Here is a 13,757-nt window from a genome sequence, read left to right as displayed (position 1 = left end):
AGCACTTACAATTGCAGCATTAAACAAAATTAATGCGCAATGAAAGACACACTCACATTTGACCAGTTACCCGAGGCGGTAAGTAGAATACAGGATAAGCTGGATAACATCGAACAGCTTTTACTTCAGCGGCAGGAGCAGCCGATGGGGCAGGACGAAATTATGCCCGTTGCCAAGGCTGCAATATTTTTAGACCTTGCTGTCCCGACCGTTTACAGCAAAGTATGCCGTAAAGAACTCCCTGTTAATAAGCGCGGGAAGCGCCTTTATTTCTACCGGTCCGAATTGACTGAATGGATTAAGTCTGGCCGTAAAAGAACGGCAGAGGAAATCAAGGACGAGGCCACCTCGAAATTTAGCCTTAGCGAAAAGAAAACCAAGTCAATTTAAGGCTCATGACAAGGATGATAATTGCAGGATTCACCTATAGTCATGGCATTAGGTTTATCGTGTTAAGGGCGAGTAAAAAGCCATTGGAAGACAACAGCGGATGAGGTCAGAGAAGACAACTCCGATGCGAAGCATCGGATAGGCAACGAGTAAAACACAAAGCGAAGCTTTGGTAAAAAGGCGGCACAGCATACCGCTTGCGGTATAGCTGTATAGTTGTCTATACCGGCCGGAGGCCGTTAACCAAAGGCATTTGCCGATAGGAAGCAAGTTTGTGTTTTTGGTACCCAAAAACTCCGTTGCAGCCTACGGCTGAACGGCAAACTTGCTTTTTGCGCCCGTTGGTTGCAAAAAGGGAAAGACAGAAAATAGGCTTGATAAAGACAGATTATAGCGTATGGAATTAGGAGTAAAAACAACGGCAATGCCAGTTACAGGCAAACCGAAACATAAGGGTGGCAGACCGAAAATTAACGTCAGACGGGAAGTGCATATCAAGGTCAGGCTAACCGCCACCGAGCATTTTATGATAGCCTCAAGAGCCAAAGAAGCGGGTATGAAAATCAGCGATTGGTTCAGGGCGGCGGCTAAAGCCGCGCGGGTTATCGCCCGGTTAAAACCGGAAGATTTACAGATCATGCGGATGCTCGCGGGAATGGCCAATAACTTGAACCAACTAACCAAATTGGCGCACCGGGACGGTCTTTTAACGGTTGCCCGTAAATGCGATGGGCTGATGGTAGAGATTGACCAGGCATTGAAATATTTCAATAGCGATGATCGGAAAGATACCTAAACCCGGCAAAAGCTTCGGCGGCTGTATCGAGTATAACATCCTGAAAAAAGATGCGGCCATACTTTATTCGGATGGCGTGCGCATCGATAAGATTGCGCACACCATAGACGATTTTAATATGCAACGGAAAATGAACCCCGGTTTAGGTCAGGCGGTTGGACATATTGCTTTGAGCTGGAGTCCGGAGGACAAAGAAAAGTTGAACGACGAAAAAATGGTCAGCATAGCCAAAGAGTACCTGCAAAAAATGAAAATACAGGACACACAGGTATTGATTGTCAAACACAAAGACCGGGCGCATCCGCACATACATATCGTTTATAACCGGGTAAATAATAATGGAAAGACGATAGCCGACAATTTTCAGCACCTTAAAAATATTAAGATCAGCAAAGAACTAACCTTAAAACACGGGATGCACATCGGACAGGGTAAGCAAAAGGTTAACCGTCCGCAATTAAAAGGGATAGACAAGCTGAAATATGAACTGCATGATACCATAAAAGCAGCCAGTAAAAAAGTGAGCAATATGGTTCAACTTAAACACGAACTGGCTAAACAGGGTATCGGGATGCAGTTTAAATACAAAAGCGGCACTTTGGAGATACAGGGTATCAGTTTCAGTAAGGGCAAGTATAAGTTTAAAGGTTCAGAAATCGACCGCAGTTTAAGCTATGGCAAATTAAGCAAAGCAATACAGGAGCAGGTACAGCAACAACAAACTCAGGCGAAGCCAGCCAAGTTAGCCGATCAGTTAAGGCAGGTCATTGATGAACTACAGGGCAAAGAGCCAACCATCATTCACAAAGAGCCGCAGACCAGTTTTTTGCAGGAAGCTTTACAATTATTTGAACAGTTGCCAGGGGGGATTACCCCCGAACCGGATGACGCTTACCGGCGCAAAAAGAGAAAGGGTGAGGAACAAGATCAAAGTCATGGAATCAGCAGGTAGTAATTAACAAATTAACGAACAACAAAAATATTAAAGACATGGAAACCAACGAAGAAAATAATGTGCAGCAGGAGATTATAGACAGTATGGCTAAAAAAGTTACCACCCTCGAAAAAAGGCAGTCGAAAATTGAGGAACTTGATTTAGCTGCCCTGCCGTCCAAAGTAAACGAATTGGAAGCTAAGGTAACCGAAACAGCCGAAATGCGGACATTGGAAAACACCAAGCAGTTAGAGCGTTTTGATAAACAATTGAACGGGTTTGATGAAAAGATCAATGCCATACCTAAAGAGATACCAGTCAAGTATAATGTTCAGTTTGACACCAAATCAAAGTTTGTTATCAGGACAATTTTAGGTTTAGGGCTTGCGGTCGTCGTTATGCTCGCCATATCGATAAGCTTATGGATTGAAAATAGCCGCAGGGCTGATGAAACAAATAAATTTCTTATCCTGCGTGGCTTTTACCCCGATGTGGCGAAATATATTGACAGCGCTTATACGGCTAACGCCGACTTTTATATTAAAAAGTCAAAGGCTAATATTGATGAACAGCAAACGATGTCAGAAGCGGCATTTGAAGCGAAACAGGCCGCAGAGGAAAGTAAGTTGGCGAACGATAAGCTAAAAAAATTAAAGGGCAAGGCTGCAGTTACAAAGAAGCGGGCTAAGTAATTATTATTTTTGAATAAACAACAAGGAAAGGAGCTATGTGGCAACGATAATAAATAGTTCATCAATTAAGAAAGGGGTTGGCCTGGAACGGTGAGGTTAAAAGTCATTCCAATAATCCTTTTGTGATAAAAAAGGTGGAAGAAGCCACTAAGACTATCTAAGGGTCGGCTTGCTAATGAAAAGGCTGGATTTTAAAATCCAGCCTTTTCATTAGCTGTCAGATTAACTCATAGTTATTTCAATGAAAGCAAATCACAATATTCAATACTTTTTAATGCATTCTTTAATAACGGCTCCATTGTTTTGTACCCTGTTATATTGGGATGAACGCCGTCCCTGGTCAGGTTCTTTTTAAAACCGTCCTGGCCATCTTTCAAGGCAGTGTGATAATCCAGATAGACGATATGATGTGCGGCAGCATAGGTTTTTAATTTATGATTGAGCATAACAATTTTGCCGGCCGGCTTGATGTCTTCATTCCAGAAATAATCAAATGCAGGCAGTACAGAACAGATGACCACCTTGATGTGGTTTGCTTTTGCCAGTTCGATCATGGATAACGGGTTGCCGAAAATTTCGTTGATAGTTGCCGGGCCTGTGTTGCCCGCGATATCATTTGTGCCGCCTAATATCACCACCACTTTAGGTTTAAGGTTAATTACATCCTGCCTGAAACGCAAGAGCAACTGCGGGGTGGTTTGCCCACTTATCCCCCGGTCAATGTAATTCTTATTGGTCTTGAAAAAGGAGGAATCGGTTTCTGCCCAAAGCTAGGTAATGGAATCACCTATGAGTAATACTAAGTCCTTTTTATCAGTGCCCAGTTTTTTATTGTCATCCTGGTAATATTTAAGATTTGCCCAGTCATTATGCAACCGGTATTCTTCTTCTTTTTCCTCATTGCTGACAGTTGCCACCGTGTTGTGTTTTGTGGTATCCGTTGAATTTTGCCCGTAAGCGGATAGATGAAAGACTGCGATTATAACAACGCTTTTTATTATACTTTTTATGGGGATCATCAATTTAATGTTTAAAATTTAATCATAATGAAAAGGAGGAGATATTTATCTCCTCCTTTTTCACACTCGCCAGAGTGGGGTTTTTTAAAAATGCAGAAAATTTTCAGAAGAAAGCTACAAAAAAAACATCCGTTCCTTTTTGCAGGATTTTGTTTAACAACCTATTACAACTTATTTTGGAGATCGTGATGGTCAAAACCCACTTTTAATTCCGTTAAACATCGCCTACAATTACATTTATTCAAGCAGGTTGCATAGATCGTAAGATGCTGGGGAACTAAGCCGATCCATACCCCTTGTCGACAAGAAAATGGTAGCTGTAACACTTTTTATTCAGTACCGTCATATACATAAGGATCAAAAGCGAACGGTCAGCTGTTCGTTTTTGTTACGCCAATAAGTTAGGGTTTTACACGATTTACTGACAATCAATGACTTAAATATTTCGGAACAATGATTGAAGACACTAAATACTTGGAGTTTCATTTTTTTCATATTAGCCTGTATGACCTGGCCTCACTTGGAACGTTGTTCTCGGGGCTAACCCTTGCGCTGCTTTTAGTATCCGCAAAAAGGCCTGAGCGAACAGCGAATTTATTTTTAAGCGCAGCCTTGGCCGTAGCCGTATTAAAGACCGGGGGATTGACACCGTTTTTTTTGCCAGCTTTGGGGCCGCTACTATACTTTTATGTACGGCAACTTACATCACCAGACGGGCGGTTCCACCGGAGAAATATACTTCATTTTTGCATTTTGCTTGTAAGTTATTGGGTGCCCACCTGGTTGGTTTTAATTTCGGTCATCGTTTATTTGTACCTGGCGCACGGGATGATTGAGGGATTTTATCGCCGCCTGCGGCCGGTAACAATGGACCGGCCGCGTTTTGCTTTCCAACGATTGAACAAGGCGCTCGTCCTGCTTGGCTTGTTTTGCCTGTTATCCATGTTTGATGATACTATTTGTTTGACCATTGCTTTAGCCCTGATCGGTATGGCCGTGGATGTGATACGGAAAGCGGATAATGGTCTCCAGTTGACCATGCCCATAACTGATCGGTCTGATGCCAGGGAGAAAGGCAGAAGATTAAGGGAAGTTGTCGCTACAAATCGCCTTTACACGGATGCGGAACTGACGCTGGCCACCCTCGCGCAAAAGCTGAAGATCCATCCGCATGACCTCTCCCGTATGATCAACCAGGGACTGGAAAAGAATTTCAGCGACTTCATCAATGAATTCCGTGTGCGTGAAATTGCCCGGAAAATGCGCGACCCGGAAAATGACCGGCTTACCTTATTAGGTATCGCTTATGACTCAGGGTTCAACTCCGAAAGAACTTTCCACCGCGTTTTTAAAGAGCTGACCGGCAAAACCCCTTTGGAATACAAAAATAGCCTAAGAAAAGAACTGCCAATTGATAAGTTGGCAGCACCGCCACGAATAAGTCCCCTAATATTGCGTTCGGAAAGCCCTTTGGTGTGGGCCGAAGAAAAATTAAACCGCAATTATATGTTCAGCAATTATTTTAAAACCACGTTCAGATACCTGTTGCAAAATAGGGCGTATTCCTTCATCAATATCGCAGGGTTAAGCATTGGGCTAGCCTGTGCGATGCTTATTTTGGTTTATGTGCAGGATGAAGTGAGCTATGATCGCTTTCATCAAAACGTTGACCAGATCTACCGTATCGATAAGCAAACAACGAAAACAGACGGGAGTGTTTCTAACGGCAGCTATACCGGCTATTTCCCCGGACCAAGGTTTGCTGCAAGCATCCCGGAAATAAAAACCTTCGTCCGCTTCCAGCCGGCGCGCGCTGATATTAAAACGGAGAGTGACATCCGGTCACAGTCGGTCTGCCTGGTCGATGCTAATTTTTTTTCCGTGTTTAATTTCCCTTTGCTAAGCGGCAATGCAAGGTCGGTATTAACCGAACCCAATTCGGCTGTGATCACGGAAGAAATGGCTAAGAAGCTTTTTGGCAGTTCAAACGCCGTTGGTAAAGTAATTTTCATCCGCCAAGACAGCACTTTTAACCCGCATGTGATCACCGGAGTGGCCAAAAATTGCCCGGACAATTCATCAATCAAATTTCAGGTATTGCTGCCGTTGAAAGTTTCGGCCATGGATGAAAGCAATAACGGTAATTGGTTCAATTCCTTTCTCAGCACATTCGTGGTGCTTTCGCCAGGTGCAGAGATTAAAGCCCTTCAAAACAAAATGGACGGGGTATTCGAATCCGATGCGGGTAAAGCCATCAGCGAGATCAAAAGTAAATATAAAGTAAAAAGTATCGGCATTTCTTATCTGCTGGAGCCGCTTACCGCTATTCATTTGGGTAAGCTGGTACCGGATGGGAATGAAATACTGAGCGATAAAAGCAACCCTGAGTTTTCTTATATTCTTTCAGCAATTGCCGTTTTTGTGTTGCTGATCGCCTGTATCAATTTTGTGAACCTTACCATAGCACGCTCCGTGAAACGTGCCAAAGAGATCGGCATACGAAAAGTGATCGGGGGAACTACCAGGCAATTGCGGATACAATTTTTGAGTGAGTCGTTTATGCTTTGCCTGATCGCTTTTACCCTTGCGTTGGGTATTGTAGTGGTCATTTTGCCGGTATTCAGCGGCTTATCGAATAAAGTGCTATCGCTTTCTTACCTGCTTAATGTAAAGCTGATTATTTATTATATCGCGCTCTTTTTGATCACCAGTTTATCAGCAGGAATTTACCCCGCAATGGTTTTATCAAATTACCATCCCGTTCAGACCTTGTACAGCCGCTTTAACCTTGCCGGAAAAAATTATTTGCAAAGAGCCCTGGTGGTATTCCAATTTGCGCTGGCCTCTTTTCTGATCGTTGGGGCCATTACCATTTATTTACAGTTTAATTTCCTGACTACACAAAATCTCGGTTATGACGACCATAACTTGATCGTGGTAAATAAATCCCAATTAACACGAAATGAAGCCGCTGTATTTAAACAGGAATTAATGAAAAATCCCAATATGATTGATGTCGCTCCAAAAAATGGCGGCGACAACAACAATACTGTAAAAGTAAGCGGCGACCAGCAGGTAAACATTGCTGTAGAAACTATTGATGCTGCTTACTTGCCGTTACTTAAAGTACCGGTAATTGCAGGGCGGAATTTTTCCGATAAATATCCGGCAGATGCAACGCAGTCGGCTTTAGTAAATGAGGCATTTGTACAGGAAGCCGGCTGGAAACAGCCCATAGGCGAGCAAATCAACACCTTCAATGGTGAATCCTATACTGTAGTAGGCGTAGTCAAGAATTATCATTACAAGCCATTAACTGAAAAAATAACGCCACAATTTTTTACCATGAACCCTGGAAACAGCTATGGTATGCTCCACATCAAAATTAAACCCGGTACTGAAACCGCAAGCCTGCAATATATCGCCAATACCTTTAAAGGCTTGTTTCCTTTCAGCCCGTTCGCGTACACGTTTAAACAGGAGAAAAATGAACAGAGCTATGCGAGCGAAGCCAGGTGGAAGCAAATTATCCTGTTCAGTGCCGTACTCACCATTTTTATATCGTGTATTGGTTTATTCGGCTTGTCGGTGTTAGCTGTAGAGAAACGCGTAAAAGAGATCGGCGTACGCAAAGTGCTCGGCGCTTCGGTAAGCAGCATCGTGACTATCCTTTCGGCAGATTTTGTCAAGCTGATCTTTATTGCACTGGCTATATCCATGCCGTTCGCGTGGATAGCAACCAATAAGTGGTTGCAAAATTATCCTTACCGGATCACGGTGAGCTGGTGGTTATTCCTGTCAGGCAGTTTATTAGTCGTATTGATCGCACTGATCACCATCAGTTTTCAATCCATAAGAGCTGCGATTACGAATCCGGTTAAGAGTTTAAGGGCAGAATGAGCTGATACCTCACTAAACAATTGTCATGAAAAAAATGATCATCCTGTTTTTGTTATTCCCCGCGCTTAGCCGCGCGCAGCAAGTCTTTCAAACCGATTGGGAAAACTTCTGGACCATGCGGGACAGCATTACGGCTACCGGCGATACGGCCAGGCAACGGGACCTGGTGAACCGGCTGTACATCGCCAGGGCAAGCGAAGGGTTAAAAGCATTTATGCGCAATAAGGACGGCCTGGACTTTAAATGGCTGGCCTTACTGAAAGCTGATCCCGGATTTTGGGATAACCTCCACCTGAAAAAACCACTGATCGATACGGCCGTGTGGCACCTGGAACAAGAGATCGGCCGTTTCCGACAGGTATACCCGGACCTCCGGCCCGCGCAGTCATTCCTGATCGTCGGGTTAAGACAGCAGGGCGGTACTATTCGCGGCAACCTGTCGCTTATCGGTGTTGAAGTGGTTTTGAATGACCCGGCGCTAACGGGTGATCAATTGGTCCGCATGGGCATCCATGAATATACCCACACACAGCAAAAGCGGCCCGATTTCCAGCAGATCAACGTATTAACCTCGGCGATCCGGGAAGGGGCCTGCGACTTTGTGGCCGGCTTGGTAACAGCTATTCCTGCCAAAACACCCTATATGGCCTATGGACCTGCACATGAAAAGGAAGTGTGGCGATCCTTTCAAAAAGAAATGTATACACGAAACAATGATAATTGGGTGAGCACCGGCCCGAACCCGGCGTTGCCGGCACCCGACCTCGGCTATTTTGTCGGCTACCGGATCTGCCAGGCCTATTATGCTCAGGCGACCGATAAAAAAGCGGCGCTCAAAGCGATCATCGAACTTGATTACGCCAACACCGATGCTGTCACCGATTTTTTTAAAAGATCCGGTTACCAGGGCGGCCAATAAAGTTGAATATTATAATCATCATCAATCATTAAATACTTTTTTGCTGAACTTTATTGAGTTATTAACGCGTTTGAAACTATATACGTTACATATCACCCTTTACGACATGGCATTCTTAGGAATGCTGTTTATCGGGCTGAATTTTGCTTTACAGCTATGGTGCAAAAGAGATATTGATCGCGTCGCCAATCGATTTCTTGCCCTTGCGCTGGTTGCAATGGTATTATGGATCGCCTGGTTGTTGGAAATATCCACCTTTCTCCTGCCATTTTCACTGGCCTTTGGGCCTTTTATCTATTTTTATGTCAGAAAAACTACGCGACCGGCATGCCGGTTAGATTGGAAGGATCTCTTGCATTTCTCCCCTGTTTGCTTACCCTTAGCTACCGCTATCGGAAAACCGTTGCTATTTATATCGGTCGGCGCTTACTTATACCTGTCTCACCGTTTGATCGAACGTTTTTACAGAAGCCTGAAATTTAACGAAGGAGATCGTTACCGGTATGAATGGCGCTGGTTAGACCAGCAATTGACCAGTTTTGGTATAGCGCTATCATTATGGATACCGCTGACTGTTATTGATTATGTAGGTTTTCACTTTGGTTTAAACAAGCAGGTTTATTACCCCCTGTATTTGCTAATGATTGCGATGGTCATCCGAATGGGCATATTGGTATTTTTCAGATCTGGCGTCGACAGGTCCATCGAAGCACCATTGCTTTCCCGATCGTCCCTTTCGGCAGGCTTGAAACAAAAGAGTAATTTATTAAAGAAAAAGATCGAAGCCGGACTCCTGTACCAGGACCCTGAACTGAGTGTGGGGTCCCTTGCTGAGCAACTGGGTATGCCCGCCCATGAATTATCAAGGATCATTAACCTTGGGCTCAAAAAAAACTTCAGCGATTTTATCAATGAATTTCGGGTCAGGGATGTGATGGCCAAAATGCATGATCCCTCATATAAACATCTCACCCTGCTGGGCATCGCTTATGAATCGGGGTTCAATTCTAAAACGACCTTCAACCGAATTTTCAAGCAAATGACAGGGAAAAGCCCGGCAGAGTATAAAAAAGAGCGACCATTTTCTAAATTGGAACGTTTTGCGATAAACAGGCCGGTAGTTTTGCATCAAAAAATTAATCGTCCCGCTATGTTTCGCAATTACCTGAAGATCGCCTGGCGCAATACCGTACGCGGCATCGCCTACAGTTCCATTAACATGATCGGTCTGGCAGCCGGTTTGTGCAGCTTTATAGTCATCCTGCTGTACACGAACTATGAACTGGGTTATGACAAATGGAGTCCGGAACTGGATAAGGTCTATCATGTTTCCCTACGCCAAAACGAAGACTTTATAAGTAATACACCTACCTCGCTGGCCGGTTTCCTGGCGCAGGAATATCAAAATGCCGCAGCTGCTACCATGTTACAGTCGTCAGGTGATCGCGAAGCGCTGCTTGCTGCCGGAGACCGCAAAATTTATCAAAAAGATCTGGTTACGGTCGATTCGAATTTCTTAAAGGTTTTTCCTTATCAGCTGGCAACTGGTAATCCGGCTACCGCGCTGAACGCGCCAAGGACGGCCATACTGACCAGGGACCTGGGCCGTAAATTATTTGGCAGTGAAGACCCCATGGGCAGATCGATCAAACTAAACGATCGTGCTGAGCTGGTGGTGACGGGTATATTGGAGGATCAGCCGGGGGCAACTCATCTGCCGGTCGGCATGCTGATACACGATCCTTTCGGGCGGCACGATAATACCTGGGACAACTATTCCTGTCAAACCTATATCAAGCTCAGGCGGGCAGAAAACGATGCAACGATCGAAACCGCCATCAACCGGCTTTATTACAATGCGCGCATCAAAGCCGATGGCGTATCTTTCGAAAACTATACGAAAGCTGGCGCTAAAACCAACCTGTTTGTTGACCAGGTGCCACGTTTTCACAATTTCCCGAAACATGGCAGCAGTAATTTTTCAACAGTAACCATTCTACTGGTTTTAGCGATTCTACTGCTACTGGCAGGAGCCATCAATTTCAGCAACCTGGCCATCGCGCGTTCGATCAGCCGGGCAAAGGAGGTCGGTATACGCAAAGTGATGGGAGCGGGCCGTATGCCATTGATCTTACAGTTCATGGCCGAGACTTCCATACAATGCCTGGCGAGTTTGATTTTAGCTGTTATGCTGCTGGCTTTGGGCATACCCTATATCAACCGTTCGTTCAATATCAACATCGGTTTTTTGCAACCGCACGAAATGCTGCGTGTTGTCCTTCAACTGATCAGTAGTTTAGTGGGAATTATCTTGCTGTCGGGGTTATACCCCGCGGTCTACCTCTCGAAATTTAACGCTGTCAAAGTTTTAAAAGGCAGTTATTCTACAGGTAGTAAAGGAACACTGTTTCGAAACAGTCTCATCGTCGTGCAATTTATGGTATCGGTGTTTTTTATCACCGGCATCATTGTCATCAAAAGCCAGCTGAGCTTTATGCAAAACAGGGACAAGGGTTTTTCAGCTGATCAGTTGATCCGCGTGGAGGCCCGGCCGGAAATCCGTGAACAAGGCTTTGATCAAGCCCGTAACGTGCTGCTTTCGGTACCGGGGGTTATTGGCGTTGCCAAAACCACAAGTGTACCGGGCGATAATTTTGGCGTTGATACTTCGACGATCCCATTCAAAAACAAGGGTGCAGCCTATCGTATGCGGTCGGTTAAAGTCAGTACCGATTATTTCCAAACCCTCGGTGTATCTTTGAAAAAGGGCCGCCTTTTTACAGAAGAGGTGCAGGATCAGCAAACACGTTCAGCTGTTATTAACGAGGCCGCCGCCCAAAAATTAGGACTGCCCGATCCTGTCGGAGAGATCATCGCCTTCCCTGGTTGTGACAGTACACCGGTGCGGATCGTAGGCGTAGTTAAAGATTTTAATGTGCAGGGATTTGAAAGCGGGGTGCAGCCTGTGGTGTTCACCATTGGTAACCATCAACCCTGCCTGATGCAATTTGGTAGCACCATGCTTGTTAAATTGGATAACAGGCATGTTCAGCGGACTATCGCTGGGATCACCCAGGCCTGGAAAAAAATAGAACCTGCCTTCCCGCTCCGCTATTCTTTTGTCGACCAAAACTTTGAGCAATTGTTTATTTCATACGCACGCCTGGAAAAGATCATTACCTTTTTTGGGCTTGTTGCCATCATGATCTCGGTGATGGGCTTATTTGCACTCACGACTTTCTTTACCCGGCAGCGTACCAAAGAAGTTGGTGTGCGAAAAGTATTGGGTGCCAGTGTCCCACAGCTCGCCGCCCTATTGAGCAGGGATTTTATCTATCTGGTGATTTTAGCGGTTTTTATCATTACGCCTTTTACCTGGTGGGGGGTGCAAAAATGGCTGCAGACCTTTGCTTACCGGATCGATATCAGTTGGTGGATGTTTTTCGCTGCGGGTATAACGGCCATGTTGATCGCTATCCTCACGGTAAGCTTTCAATCCATCAGAGCGGCGCTTGCTAACCCGGCAGATAGTTTGAGAAGTGAATGAGCCTTTTTGTGTAACCAATTTTTTTAAAACCAGTCTTTAATAGATAAATGTGTACGAAATGATAACGACCGGATGCTGAATTTAAAAAACAAAATAATGTTGACGCTCATGCTGATCGCAAAAGCTTTTTGGGGCAATTGTCAAAATACCCCCTTGAATTATAGTCCAAAAGAGTTAAAGGAGGACTACGGCATCCTCAGAAAAGCTTTAGAAACTACCTATTCAAGTCTTTACCGGTTTACGGACAGTTTGATCATGAGCCAATATTTAGATGATAATTTAAAATCGCTAGCACAACCTGAGTCTGAAACTGACTTTTATAAACTCATCACTAAGACCTGCGCTAAAGTGAATGATGAGCATTTGATCCCGACACCATCGAAAGCCTATTACCGGTCATTAGAAAACAAGCATCATTATTTCCCTTTCTGTTTAAAGATCATTGACCGGAGGTTTTACGTGCTCAAAACGGTAGCATCCGGCAGTGCCATCCCGGCCGGATCGGAAATTCTATCTATCAACGGAAAGACAGTTGAAGAAATGCTGGATATCTTATTGCCCACCATCCCATCGGACGGGTACATTCAAACCTTTAATACCCGTCACCTGGAAGACTATAGTATGACGGAAGAAGAAAACCTTTTTGATCTGAATTACCCGATCTTTATAGGAGATACGACCGCCTATCGCCTGGAATATATCGACGTAGCTGACCGGTCAAAAAAGAAGATCGCAACGGTCGCGGGTCTCGATCATGGATCCTATATGAAATTTTTCTACGGCAGAAACAAATTGGAGGCACCATTAGCCTTTAAATACCTTGAAAAGAATATTGCTTATTTGCGTATTTCCTCTTTTCTGAAATGGCACCGGACACGCTTTAAACAGGACTTTGCTGTTTTATACGATAGTGTTTTTACCACCTTAAAGGTAAGGCATACGGAAAATTTGATCCTTGACCTGAGAAATAACGAGGGCGGCGACGGGACGGGTGAAAAACTGCTGACTTATCTATTGACAAGGCCGTATCAGCATTTCGAATCTACAGAAGTGAAGTTTAAAGGGTATGCACCGGTCGCTGAATACCTGGAAAACGGTAAAGACCTCTTTTTTGCTGATTCACTGGTCGGTAAAACAACTAACGGCTTGTATAGCCTTAAAAAAGCCGATATGCCCTCGCTTGGGGAACAGCCACTTAATGTCAATCATTATACCGGGAAGTTATTTGTGCTGATCAATGGCGCGTCAGGTTCTATGGCGGCGGTGGTCGCTGCTTTTCTGAAAGGCAACGGACGGGCAATATTTATCGGCGAAGAAAGCGGCGGCACCATGGAAGGGAATACTTCCCATCAATCGGCCAGATTGGTTTTACCTAATACTAAAATAAGAGTGACTATACCACTAATCAAAACAAGCAACGCTGTCGCTTATACCAAAGGCAGGGGTGTTGAACCGGATTATCAGGTAACTCCAAAAATAAATGATATTTTAATAGGGATAGATACCGAATTAAATTTCGCACGGGCCCTGATCTCATCAAAGAGATAAGACAACCGGCTA

The 13,757-nt window shown here is 44.5% G+C and carries 10 protein-coding genes; 8 read left to right on the top strand and 2 right to left on the bottom strand.

Features of this window, described 5'->3' with window-relative positions:
* The first annotated feature begins 39 nt into the window (after window positions 1-39).
* The 4 genes from MUCPA_RS11805 to MUCPA_RS11790 all read left to right on the top strand — a co-directional run bounded on the left by MUCPA_RS11805 (window position 40) and on the right by MUCPA_RS11790 (window position 2,812).
* The gene (locus MUCPA_RS11805; protein ID WP_008506607.1) at window positions 40-390 is read left to right on the top strand and encodes a helix-turn-helix domain-containing protein; all 351 of its coding nucleotides are present in this window, start codon (window positions 40-42) and stop codon (window positions 388-390) included.
* Between the two features lie 397 nt (window positions 391-787).
* Window positions 788-1,186 (top strand): plasmid mobilization protein, encoded by a 399-nt coding sequence (locus MUCPA_RS11800; RefSeq protein ID WP_008506606.1) that lies wholly within the window; start codon window positions 788-790, stop codon window positions 1,184-1,186.
* Complete coding sequence (locus tag MUCPA_RS11795; RefSeq protein WP_008506604.1) at window positions 1,167-2,138, top strand: DUF945 family protein; 972 nt, start codon at window positions 1,167-1,169, stop codon at window positions 2,136-2,138. The genes MUCPA_RS11800 and MUCPA_RS11795 overlap by 20 nt, the downstream gene beginning before the upstream one ends.
* Window positions 2,139-2,176: 38 nt before the next feature.
* Window positions 2,177-2,812 carry a hypothetical protein gene (locus MUCPA_RS11790; RefSeq protein ID WP_008506602.1) on the top strand — a complete coding sequence of 212 codons (636 nt, stop codon included), beginning with the start codon at window positions 2,177-2,179 and terminating at the stop codon, window positions 2,810-2,812.
* A gap of 233 nt (window positions 2,813-3,045) precedes the next feature.
* Here MUCPA_RS11790 and MUCPA_RS38645 read toward each other — a convergent pair whose 3' ends face one another.
* Both MUCPA_RS38645 and MUCPA_RS38640 read right to left on the bottom strand, forming a co-directional pair.
* Window positions 3,046-3,534 carry a GDSL-type esterase/lipase family protein gene (locus MUCPA_RS38645; RefSeq protein ID WP_083839327.1) on the bottom strand — a complete coding sequence of 163 codons (489 nt, stop codon included), beginning with the start codon at window positions 3,532-3,534 and terminating at the stop codon, window positions 3,046-3,048.
* A gap of 48 nt (window positions 3,535-3,582) precedes the next feature.
* Window positions 3,583-3,831, bottom strand: a complete 249-nt coding sequence (locus tag MUCPA_RS38640; protein WP_050982082.1) for a hypothetical protein — start codon at window positions 3,829-3,831, stop codon at window positions 3,583-3,585.
* A 453-nt stretch (window positions 3,832-4,284) separates the two neighbouring features.
* On the opposite strand from MUCPA_RS38640, the gene MUCPA_RS11780 reads away from it, so the two are divergent.
* The 4 genes from MUCPA_RS11780 to MUCPA_RS11765 all read left to right on the top strand — a co-directional run bounded on the left by MUCPA_RS11780 (window position 4,285) and on the right by MUCPA_RS11765 (window position 13,745).
* Entirely contained in the window at window positions 4,285-7,731 is a 3,447-nt protein-coding gene (locus tag MUCPA_RS11780; protein ID WP_008506601.1) for an ABC transporter permease, read from the top strand.
* A 25-nt stretch (window positions 7,732-7,756) separates the two neighbouring features.
* The gene (locus MUCPA_RS37695; RefSeq protein ID WP_008506600.1) at window positions 7,757-8,650 is read left to right on the top strand and encodes a hypothetical protein; all 894 of its coding nucleotides are present in this window, start codon (window positions 7,757-7,759) and stop codon (window positions 8,648-8,650) included.
* Window positions 8,601-12,197, top strand: a complete 3,597-nt coding sequence (locus tag MUCPA_RS11770; protein ID WP_008506599.1) for an ABC transporter permease — start codon at window positions 8,601-8,603, stop codon at window positions 12,195-12,197. Before MUCPA_RS37695 ends, MUCPA_RS11770 begins: the two co-directional genes overlap by 50 nt.
* A gap of 96 nt (window positions 12,198-12,293) precedes the next feature.
* Window positions 12,294-13,745, top strand: coding sequence for a S41 family peptidase (locus MUCPA_RS11765; protein ID WP_157543880.1), 1,452 nt, complete (start codon window positions 12,294-12,296; stop codon window positions 13,743-13,745).
* The last annotated feature ends 12 nt before the right edge of the window (window positions 13,746-13,757 follow it).

This window comes from Mucilaginibacter paludis DSM 18603 (genome assembly GCF_000166195.2).
GTDB classification, from domain to species: domain Bacteria; phylum Bacteroidota; class Bacteroidia; order Sphingobacteriales; family Sphingobacteriaceae; genus Mucilaginibacter; species Mucilaginibacter paludis.
The sequence above is the reverse complement of the archived record's forward strand: the minus strand, read 5'-3'. Positions and strand labels throughout refer to the sequence as shown.

Excerpts from the sequence above, each read along its gene's own strand:
- MUCPA_RS11765 (WP_157543880.1), top strand. The coding sequence starts at position 12,294 with ATGTTGACGCTCATGCTGATCGCAAAAGCTTTTTGGGGCAATTGTCAA.
- MUCPA_RS37695 (WP_008506600.1), top strand. The coding sequence starts at position 7,757 with ATGAAAAAAATGATCATCCTGTTTTTGTTATTCCCCGCGCTTAGCCGC.
- MUCPA_RS11800 (WP_008506606.1), top strand. The coding sequence starts at position 788 with ATGGAATTAGGAGTAAAAACAACGGCAATGCCAGTTACAGGCAAACCG.
- MUCPA_RS38640 (WP_050982082.1), bottom strand. The coding sequence starts at position 3,831 with ATGATCCCCATAAAAAGTATAATAAAAAGCGTTGTTATAATCGCAGTC.
- MUCPA_RS11790 (WP_008506602.1), top strand. The coding sequence starts at position 2,177 with ATGGAAACCAACGAAGAAAATAATGTGCAGCAGGAGATTATAGACAGT.
- MUCPA_RS11780 (WP_008506601.1), top strand. The coding sequence starts at position 4,285 with ATGATTGAAGACACTAAATACTTGGAGTTTCATTTTTTTCATATTAGC.
- MUCPA_RS11805 (WP_008506607.1), top strand. The coding sequence starts at position 40 with ATGAAAGACACACTCACATTTGACCAGTTACCCGAGGCGGTAAGTAGA.
- MUCPA_RS11770 (WP_008506599.1), top strand. The coding sequence starts at position 8,601 with ATGCTGTCACCGATTTTTTTAAAAGATCCGGTTACCAGGGCGGCCAAT.
- MUCPA_RS11795 (WP_008506604.1), top strand. The coding sequence starts at position 1,167 with ATGATCGGAAAGATACCTAAACCCGGCAAAAGCTTCGGCGGCTGTATC.